The 7,849-nt window shown below is 74.0% G+C and carries 7 protein-coding genes; 3 read left to right on the top strand and 4 right to left on the bottom strand.

What is annotated here, in order from left to right; genetic code table 11:
- The first annotated feature begins 91 nt into the window (after positions 1 to 91).
- Positions 92 to 1,693, top strand: coding sequence for an ABC transporter ATP-binding protein (locus tag ACFQ3T_RS32380; RefSeq protein WP_380729234.1), 1,602 nt, complete (start codon positions 92 to 94; stop codon positions 1,691 to 1,693).
- 32 nt (positions 1,694 to 1,725) lie between these two features.
- Positions 1,726 to 2,538 (top strand): ECF transporter S component, encoded by an 813-nt coding sequence (locus ACFQ3T_RS32375; RefSeq protein WP_380729231.1) that lies wholly within the window; start codon positions 1,726 to 1,728, stop codon positions 2,536 to 2,538.
- Between the two features lie 13 nt (positions 2,539 to 2,551).
- Here ACFQ3T_RS32375 and ACFQ3T_RS32370 read toward each other — a convergent pair whose 3' ends face one another.
- The 4 genes from ACFQ3T_RS32370 to ACFQ3T_RS32355 form a co-directional block, all read right to left on the bottom strand.
- Positions 2,552 to 3,118: a hypothetical protein gene (locus tag ACFQ3T_RS32370; protein WP_380729229.1), complete on the bottom strand. Its 567-nt coding sequence runs from the start codon at positions 3,116 to 3,118 to the stop codon at positions 2,552 to 2,554.
- A 10-nt stretch (positions 3,119 to 3,128) separates the two neighbouring features.
- Complete coding sequence (locus tag ACFQ3T_RS32365) at positions 3,129 to 4,337, bottom strand: sugar efflux transporter (RefSeq protein ID WP_380729227.1); 1,209 nt, start codon at positions 4,335 to 4,337, stop codon at positions 3,129 to 3,131.
- A gap of 69 nt (positions 4,338 to 4,406) precedes the next feature.
- Complete coding sequence (locus tag ACFQ3T_RS32360; RefSeq protein WP_380729225.1) at positions 4,407 to 5,795, bottom strand: acyl-CoA reductase; 1,389 nt, start codon at positions 5,793 to 5,795, stop codon at positions 4,407 to 4,409.
- Positions 5,792 to 6,859 (bottom strand): long-chain-fatty-acid--protein ligase, encoded by a 1,068-nt coding sequence (locus ACFQ3T_RS32355; protein ID WP_380729223.1) that lies wholly within the window; start codon positions 6,857 to 6,859, stop codon positions 5,792 to 5,794. The genes ACFQ3T_RS32360 and ACFQ3T_RS32355 overlap by 4 nt, the downstream gene beginning before the upstream one ends.
- A gap of 705 nt (positions 6,860 to 7,564) precedes the next feature.
- Between ACFQ3T_RS32355 and ACFQ3T_RS32350 the strand changes: the two genes are divergently transcribed.
- Positions 7,565 to 7,849, top strand: a 285-nt coding sequence (locus ACFQ3T_RS32350) for a hypothetical protein (RefSeq protein WP_380729221.1), incomplete at its 3' end; no start/stop codon positions are given.

The raw sequence follows: 7,849 nt of genomic DNA, 5'->3' as shown, positions 1-7,849 counted from the left end.
CGGGGCACCTGCTGCCCGCGCTGGCCCTGCTGTGCGCGGTCGCGCCCGTCCTCGCCGCCGGCCGCTCCGGGCGTCCGACCAGGGAAGAGACATGATCAGGTTCGAGAACGTCACCGTCACCTACCGCGACGCCGCAGCTCCCACGCTGACCGCGGTGGACCTGCACGTGCCGGAGGGAGAGCTGTGCCTGGTGGTCGGCCGCACCGGGTCGGGCAAGTCGACGTTGCTGCGCGCGGTCAACGGGCTGGTGCCGCACTTCACCGGCGGCACGCTCGCCGGCCGCGTGCTCGTCGCGGGCCGGGACACCCGCACGCACCCGCCGCGTGAGCTGGCCGACGTGGTGGGCGTGGTGACGCAGGACCCGCAGGCCGGGTTCGTCACCGACTCGGTCGAGGAGGAGCTGGCGTACTCGATGGAGTCGCTGGCGCTGCCCGGTCCGGTGATGCGCAAACGGGTCGAGGAGACGTTGGACCTGCTGGGGCTGGCCGGGTTGCGGCGCCGGCCGCTGGCCACGCTGTCCGGCGGGCAGCAGCAGCGGGTGGCCGTGGGCGCGGCGCTGACCGCCCACCCGAAGGTGTTGGTGCTGGACGAGCCGACGTCGGCGCTGGACCCCGGCGCGGCGGAGGACGTGCTGGCCGCCCTGCACCGTCTGGTGCACGACCTGGGCATGACCGTGCTGATCGCGGAGCACCGGCTGGAACGGGTCGCGCAGTACGCCGACCGGGTGGTGTGGCTGCCGGGCGCTGGGCTGCCGCCGGTCTCGGGCGATCCGGGCGCGGTGCTCGCGGACGCCCCGGTCGCGCCGCCCGTGGTGCGGCTGGCGCAGGTGGCCGGGTGGGAGCCGGTGCCGGTGTCCGTCCGGGACGCGCGGCGGTTGGCGGGACCGCTGCGCGACCGGCTCGCCGAGCCGCCCGTCCCGCTCGCGCAGCCGTCCGGGGACCTGGTGCACATCAAGGACCTCCGGGTCCGCTACTCCACTGTGGACGCTCTGAGTGGCGTGTCGTTGCGGGTCGGCGCGGGTGAGCGGGTGGCCGTGATGGGGCGCAACGGGTCGGGCAAGTCGAGCCTGCTGTGGGCGGTGCAGGGCGCGGGCAGGCGGTCCGGCGGCGAGGTCGCGGTGGACGGCGTCGACCCGGCGTCGCTCAAACCCGCACGGCGGCGCGAGGCGATCGGCCTGGTGCCGCAGCAGCCGGCGGACCTGCTGTACCTGCACACGGTCGGCGGTGAGTGCGCGCAGGCCGACCGGGAGTCCGGCAAGCCCGCCGGCACCTGCCGCGACCTGCTGGACCGGCTCGCGTCGGGCATCCCGGACGACCGCCACCCGCGTGACCTGTCCGAGGGGCAGCGGCTGGCGCTGGTGCTGGCCGTCGCGCTCACGCCGTCGCCGCGGGTCGTGCTGCTGGACGAGCCGACCCGCGGGCTGGACTACCCGGCGAAGACGCGGCTGGCCGCCACCTTGCGCGACCTCGCCGACGACGGGCACGCGGTCGTGCTGGCCACGCACGACGTCGAGTTCGTGGCCGAGTACGCGAGCCGGGTGGTGGTGCTGGCGGAGGGCGAGGTCGTGGCCGACGGGCCGACCGCCGAGGTCGTCACCGCCTCGCCGGTGTTCTCGCCGCAGGTCGCGAAGGTGCTCGCGCCTCAGTCGTGGTTGACCGTGGCGGACGTGCGCGCGGCCCTGGCGGCCCGGTGAACGCCCGGCTGAACACCCGGGCGAACGCCTCGGTGAACACTTCGGTCCGCGTCCGGCCCCGCGCGACCCTGGCGCTGGCCGTGGCGGCGGCGATCAGCGTGGCCGCGTTCGGCTGGCCGCTGCTGGTGTCCGCCGACGCCGACATCGCGCAGGGCACGACCGCGCCGTGGACGTTCGCCCTGCTCCTGCCGCTCGTGCTGGCCGTGGTGCTGGCCGAGATCAGCGAGGGCGGGCTGGACGCGAAGGCCGTGGCGATGCTCGGCGTGCTCTCCGCGCTCGGCGCCGCGATCCGGCCGCTGGGCGCGGGCACGGCGGGGATCGAGACGGTGTTCTTCCTGCTGGTGCTGGGCGGGCGGGTGTTCGGGCCCGGTTTCGGGTTCGTGCTCGGCAACACCATGCTGTTCGCGTCGGCGCTGCTCACCGGCGGCGTCGGGCCGTGGCTGCCGTACCAGATGCTCGGCGCGGCCTGGGTGGCGCTGGGCGCGGGACTGCTGCCGCCGTTGCGCGGTCGGGCGGAACTGGCGCTGCTCGCCGCGTACAGCGCGATCGCGTCGCTGGTCTACGGGTTGCTGCTGAACCTGTCGTTCTGGCCGTTCGCGCTGGGCGCGGGCGGCACGTCGCTGTCCTACCAGCCGGGCGGGCCGATCCTGGACAACCTGGTGCGGGTGGTGGCGTTCAGCCTGGCGACGTCGCTGGGCTGGGACGTCGGCCGGGCGATCACCACCACGGTGCTGGTGCTCGCGACGGGTCCGGTGCTGCTGCGCACCCTGCGCCGGGCCGCCCGCAAGGCGTCGTTCACCGATCCCGTGTTCACCGATCCCCCGGTCGCGCCGCCTCCGACGTGACCGGGCGGTCGGTTCACCCGGTCCCGGCGGCGAGCCACTCGTCGTAGTCCTCCGGGGTGCGCACGCCGTCGTCCAGCACCGCCCGGTAGACGTCGTAGCTGCGGTAGTCCGGGCGGGCGTGCTTGATGAGCAGGATCGCCGACCGGGTCTCCTCCGTGATCCGGCCGGACAGCTCCCGCACGTGCCCGAGGTCGGGCTGGCGGTCCGGCTCGTCCACGAACCACAGGTCGAGGTTCCACTCCGGACCCGTCTCGTCCCGGTACTTCACCCCCAGGTAGAGGCCGTCGGGGTAGATGTGCGGTTCGGCGTTCCAGTCGCGGTCGTCCTTGCGGAACTGCACCACGCGCACCCGCCCGTGCAGCGCGAGCTGCGCGCCGACGCCCACCACCGCGGGGATGTCCAGCGCCGGGCACGCCACGGTGATGTCGATGTCCGGCACCACCATCAGGCCCAGCGCGGAGCTGCCCGTCCGCACGGGCTCCCCCAGCTCGGCCAGCAGCCGGTCCAGCCCGAGGTCGGCCACGACCCCGTCCGCCTGTGCCTGCAAGTCCGCCTGGCGCCGCAGCAGCTCGTCGATCATCGGCCCAGTATCACCGACCGCCCGGCGTCGCCGAACCGTGTGACCGCCGTCGGCGTGCGGCCAGCAGCAGCGCCAGCCCGAGCACCGACATGACCAGGCCCATCCCGTACGCGGTGCGGAAGCCGAAGTGCTGGGCGACGCCCAGCAGCGGCCCGGAGAGCATCGCGCTGGTCTTGGCCGTGTTGGTGTAGAGGGTGCTGGCGTAGCCGGGCCGGTCCGGCGCGAGGTCCTGGAAGTAGGAGATGCCCACGCCCATCACCGCCGAGATCACCACGGCGTGCAGCACCTGCGCGGCCATCACCTGCCAGGTCGCCTGGGTGACGAGCATGACCCCGTAGTAGGCCAGCGCCACCGCGCCGCCCGCCAGCACGAGCACCCGGTGGTTGAACCGGATCGCCAACGCGCCGAAGGCGAGCATCAGCGGGATCTCCAGCGCCGCGCACAGGCCGAGCACCAGTCCCGCGTCACCGGCCGTGCCGCCCAGGTTCTCGGTGATGAACAACGGCATCGCCGCGACGCCGACCGACGTCGCGCCCTGCAGCAGCACGAACGCCACCGCCGCGAGCAGGATCTCCCGCCGCAGCCCCGACCGCTGCTCCACCGCCTCCGCAGGCTCGGGCGACTTGCCCAGCTCGGGCAGCCACACCACGGCCACCAGCACCGCCACCCCGTACACGGCGGCGCTGACCCAGAACAGGCCGGTGAACCCGCCGCCCACGATGAGCAGCGCGCCCAGCGGCGGACCGCCGACCCAGGCGATCGACATGGTCATGCGCAGGCCGCTCATCACCAGCGGCCCTCGCGCCGAGCCGCTGCGCTCCAGCAGCTGCCGGGCGTAGGCGAACATCTGCGGCATCTGGGACGACCCGACCGCCCACAAGGTGACCGCCACCACCAGCAGCAGCCAGTAGTCGCGCAGCAGCGCGAACAGCACCCACGCGACCGCGCTCGCCAACCCGGCCACCACGAGCAGGGTGCGGCGGATCGCCCGCGAGTCGGAGAACCGGCCGATCAACGTGCTGACGATCATCGCCGCCAGTGCGCTGACCAGCAGGAACGCGCCGCTCTGGACCGGGCCGGCACCGAGTTCCTTGATCAGGAACAGCGACATGAACGGTCCGGCGAGCGCGTACCCGACGCTCGACAGGAGGCTGAACGACACCAGCGGCACGAATGGCCGGGAACGCGGGCGGGCAGGGGTCTCACTCGGTGCGGCCACCGGCCGATCCTCGCCGCCGGGGTGGGCGGCGAGGAAGCGGATTTCCAGCATCCGGACCGGTGAGAGCGGTCACACGGCCGTCGGGTCGGGCTCCAGCTCCGGGTGCAGCTCGACGTCGCACCAGCGCACGAGCCCGGCGATGCGCGGCTGACCGTCGTGCCGCCAGACCATGCTGGGCTTGGTCATCGCGCCCGGCGCGCACACCCGGCTCGCCCCGAGGACGGCGAGTTCCCGGGCCGTGCGCCGCAGTTCGTCGCCGACCGCGCCGAGCCCCACGTTCTGCAGGTGCCGGGCGTACGGGCGCATCACGGCGACGGCGGCGGCGACGTCCGGCACGGACACGATCCGCGCGACCCGGTTGCCCGCGCCGCTGAGCGGCATCAGCGTGTCGTCCAGCACGACCGTCCACTCCAGACCGTCCGGCGACCACACCTCGCTCACGTCCGACGTGGCCGCGCGCCACTCGGCGACGAGCCTGCGGTGCTGCAGCACCGTGGCGTCCAGGTCGTCGACCGTCCCGGGCGGGGTGTCCCGCGCCTCGTCCCGCATCGCCGCGGCGAGGTGCTGCGCCACCGCGCGGGCGTGCTGCTCCTGCACCAGGTACACCTGCGGCGACAGGCACGCGTGCTGGTCGAAGTCGCTGCAGTCGGCGGCGATCCGCCGGGCCACCTCGGCGGCGCCGTGCTTCGCCGCGTAGTCGGCGCTGATCACGCCGAACGACAGCTTGTGCGCGTGCTCCTCGTAGAGCTGGTGCGGCGCGACCTTGGCGCGGATCGCCGCGCACGCCTGGTCGCCGCCGTAGGCGATCACCGCGTCGGCGTGCCCCAGGGCGGCCTCCAGCGACGCGTCGTCCGCGCGGTCCCAGTACGTGGCCACGACGGCGTTCGCCAGCACCGGCTCGACGTCGTGCAGGCTGCGCAGGAACGCGGCGGTGAAGTGCGGCTCCTTGGCCGGGACCTTGGCGATCACGGTGGCCTTGACCAGCAGCGCGCGCACCAGCGACCGCACGGGCAGGCCGGGGACGTTGCCGGAGAACACGGCCAGCACGGTGCGCGGTCCGACGGCCGTGGTGCCACCGCGGAAGCCGTCGAGCACCTCCGGGTCGCCCAGCTCGCGGGTCAGCGCGGCGAGCAGCGACTCGGCGCGCAGGTTGCCCACCTCGGCGTCCAGCGCGCGCTCGATCGTCTCCTCGGACATGCCGGTGACCAGCGCGGCGTCCCGCACGGTGGCGCGGCGCGGGGCGAAGTCCCGCTTGGCCCACCGGTCGGACACCTCGTCCAGCGCCGCCACGATCCGACGCACGGGCAGCCGGCGCAGCTCCTCGTGCGCCGCCGCCAGGCCCGCGCCGACCGCGGTCCAGTCGGCGGGCCGGACGCCGCGCCACTCGTGCGGGCCCGACCGCAGGCTGAACGGCACGCCGTCCACCGGCGCCCAGCCCGGCATCCACGACACGCTCATGCGGCTCCTCCGGTCATCTCGTCCAGGGTCAGGGAGCAGCCGCGGCTGGTGCTGCCCGCGATGCGGCCGGCGATGGCGACGCCTTCCGGCCCGGCGACGCCGAGGTCGCCGGTCAGCAGGACGTGCGGCCGGTCGAGCAGGGACAGGTCGGTGACCTCCAGCAGGCCGTGGCCCTCGGTCAGGTGCTCGCGCGTGCGGGGGTCGCGGACCTTGGGGCCGCCCGCCGGGTGGTGGCCCTTGGGTCGTTCGCCGAGCGGGCCGACGGGGGTGTCGGAGGCGTCGTAGAGCATGTTGGCCAGCTCGGTCATGCCGAAGATGTTGCCGTGCCGCTCGATGCCGAAGACCCGGCGCACGGCGACGCGGAGGTCGTCCACCCTCATGATCCGCGAGCGGCCCTTGAACCCGCCGCCGTCGTACATGCGGGAGCCGGCGGGCAGCTGCCAGCTGCGGCCCTGCGCCTGGAGCGCGTCGCAGATGTTGACGAACGCGAAGGTCGCGCCCACGAGCACCACCGGCAGGTCCTCGGCCACGGCGGCGTCGAGGCGCCGTGCCAGCAGGTCGAAGTCGACGCCGTCCGAGCCCACGACGGCCGCGCTGAACCGGGGGTCGCCGCACGCCTCGGCGAGCCGGGCCATGTCGAACGCGATCGCCATCTCCGGCGCGGCCTCCTCGGAGGGCGCGAACGACAGGACCGCGGGACGCACGTCGCCGGTGAGCAGGTGCCGCCGGGCGTTGGCGGCGATCGCGATCCCCTTCAGCTCCAGGCCGAGCTTGGAGTAGCGGACGCTGCCCCGCACGCTCCCGGTCGTGCCGCTGGTGCGGAACACGCGGACCGGCGGCGCGTCGGGGAACAGGTGCGGCCCGCCGTCCTTGTAGGCGGTGTCGGGCACGCCGACGCCCACCCCGACCTGCTTCCAGTAGCGGGCGACGTCCGGCGAGTTGGCCATCGCCAGCTCGACCAGGTGCTCGTGGACGTCGAGCGGGTCGCCGATCCCGTCGGAGACCAGCAGGGCCATGCGTTCGAAGAGCCGCGCGACGTGGGGGTCGTCGTGGGCAACGGTCATCGATGTCCTCCTGCGGTGTGGGCGAACCCGACCGGTCAGCGGCGGACGGACGCTTCGGACAAGATCCGTCCCCGGAACGGGGTAGCGGCGACCGGGGGTTGCCAGGCGCACAGGATGACCGAGGAACGCTTCGGGCCCAACCGCATCCGCGCGTTCCGCTACGGGAACCGGAACGCATGACGGCCCGGAAGGTGCTCACGACCCGCCGCACGGCCGATGGCGTGCGTCTACCCGGCCGACGACATGCCCCCGCGCCCACGCTGACCCCCCGGAACACGAGGAAGGGGAACCGCACGGGCTACGCGTTCGTGGCTGAGGGGTTGGTCAAGCGGTACGGCGCGACGACCGCGCCGGCCGGTGTCGACCTCGCCGCCCGGCCAGGGCCGGTGCGAACCCACGCGCATGCGGTGTCCGTCCCACGGCGGTCGCGGTGGTCGTGGGACAGTGGCCGGACGTGTGGGCCGTGTGAACAACAGGAAAATTGCCGAGTTGTCCGCAATATTGCGGATTCGCTTCGGACATTCGCCCATTCGTGCCGTAACAATGTTCTGGACTGGGCTAACGAATGCCCGGAGCAACCGATATCGCCGCTATGGACGACGATTCCACCCCGGCGGCACGAGTCCACGCGCCCGAACGCCGGAACCCGGCGTCCGAACGCGGGAACCGAGCCGTCGCAGACCGAGCAACCACCTGGGGTGCCGGATGAACAGCCGAATGGTCGAACTCGAAGCAGTCCTGTCCCGGTCCGCGCCGGACCGGCAGGCGGCCCGGCGCCTCGCCGTGGACCTGGCGCGCTCGCTGGACGCGCTCAGCGCCCGCCGGGACGTGGACCGCCTGCTGCGCTGCGCCGCCGCGCTGACCCGGATGGGGTCCGCCGACGCGGCGGACGCGCTGCTGATCGCGATGCTGGCCCTCGTGGACCCGACGGGCCCCGAGGCGTCGCGGGTGCGCGACCAGCAGGCGCTGGTGGCCGTCGCCCGCGGTCGG

The sequence above is a fragment of the Saccharothrix hoggarensis genome, assembly GCF_042678885.1.
Classification (GTDB): domain Bacteria; phylum Actinomycetota; class Actinomycetes; order Mycobacteriales; family Pseudonocardiaceae; genus Actinosynnema; species Actinosynnema hoggarensis.
Note: the sequence above shows the minus strand (reverse complement) of the source record. Positions and strands in the feature narration are given on the sequence as shown.